General features: G+C 69.4%; 2 protein-coding genes. Both read left to right on the forward strand.

What is annotated here, in order from left to right; all coding sequences use genetic code 11:
- The coding region (locus ACFRAC_RS36760) for an Hsp70 family protein (protein ID WP_382939765.1) at positions 1–1,068 on the forward strand (1,068 nt) is incomplete at its 5' end.
- Positions 1,069–1,078: 10 nt separating this feature from the next.
- The coding region (locus ACFRAC_RS36765; RefSeq protein ID WP_382939768.1) for a nucleotide exchange factor GrpE at positions 1,079–1,600 on the forward strand (522 nt) is incomplete at its 3' end.

The raw sequence follows: 1,600 nt of genomic DNA on the forward strand, positions 1-1,600 counted from the left end.
ACGGCTGACGCGTCGGGGCCCAAGCATCTGACCGACTCGGTCATGCGGTCCACGTTCGAGCAGATCACCAGTGATCTGGTGGAGCGGTGCCTGGGGCCGGTCCAGCAGGCGATGACCGATGCCAAGGTCAGCGACAACGACATCGACGAGGTGATCCTGGTCGGGGGTTCCACCCGGATTCCGGCCGTTCAGGCGTTGGTGCGCCGGCTGACCGGTGGCAAGGAACCCAACATGAGTGTGAACCCGGATGAGGTCGTGGCGCTGGGCGCGGCGATCCAGGCCGGGGTGCTCAAGGGCGAGGTCAAGGATGTCCTGCTGCTCGATGTCACCCCCTTGTCGCTGGGTGTGGAGACGCGTGGCGGTGTGATGACGAAGATCGTGGAGCGGAACACCACGATTCCGGTGCGTCGGGGTGAGACCTTCTCCACGGCCGAGGACAACCAGCCGGCCGTCGACATCGTCGTTCTTCAGGGCGAGCGTGAGCGGGCTGCCGACAATCGGGTCCTGGGCCGGTTCCAGCTCACCGACATCCGGCCGGCGCCGCGGGGTGAACCGCAGGTCGAGGTCACTTTCGACGTGGACGCCAACGGCATTCTGAACGTGAGCGCGCGGGATCAGGACACCGGTAAGGAGCAGGGCATCACGATCAGTGAGAGTTCCAACCTCGACCGCGGTGAAGTCGAGCGCATGGTCCAGGAGGCGGAGCGCAACCAGGGTGAGGACCAGGCCCTGCGCGAGGCCGTCGATGCCCGTAACGAGCTCGACGCTGTCGCCTATCAGGTCGAAAAGCGCTTGAACGAGCTGGGTGACGCCGCGCCCGCGCATGAGAAGGCACGTGCCGAGATGCTGGTGGCTGAGGCCCGTGACGCGGTCAAGAACGAGGCCGGAGTGGACAAGACCAGGCCGCTGACCTCCGAGCTCCAGCAGATCTACGCCGGGCTCGCCGCCCACCAGGACGAAGCCGCGGCGGCGGGCGGTCCGTCGGACACCAGCGGGCCGGAGGGCTCCGGGCAGGCCGGTGCCGGCGCCGACGAAGACGTGATCGACGCCGAGTTCGACAAGGGCTGAGGTATCCGCCATGCCGATCCCCCCGCAGGACCGATCGTCCGACCTGCCGCCCGAAGGCGCCGCACAACCGCCGCAGGGCCACCTGCCCGAGCCCGCGCTGCCGACCACTGAGGCCGAGCCGGGGGCCGACGCAGCGACCGGTCCGGCCGGGGGCGAGGACGAGTACGCGGCCGCGTTGAAAGAGGTCGAGGACCGCTGGCGGCGTGCTCTCGCCGATCTGGACAACCTGCGCAAGCGGCACGCCAGGGAACTGGAGCGGGAGCGCGCGGCCGAACGCGCCCGCACGGCCGCGGCCTTCCTTCCCGTCGTCGACAACCTCGAACTGGCCCTGACTCACGCGGGATCGGACCCCGGGGCGATCGTCGAGGGGGTTCGCGCCGTGCGCGACCAGGCCGTGTCCATCATTGAACGCCTTGGTTACGAGCGTCACGCCGAGGCCGGCGTCCCGTTCGACCCCTCCCGGCACGAGGTCGTCGGCGTGGTCCAGGACCCCGACGCCGAACCGAACACCGTGGCGCAGGTGCTGCGCCCC

Origin of the sequence: Streptomyces sp. NPDC056628, from assembly GCF_042792555.1 — a bacterium.
Lineage (GTDB): Bacteria > Actinomycetota > Actinomycetes > Streptomycetales > Streptomycetaceae > Streptomyces.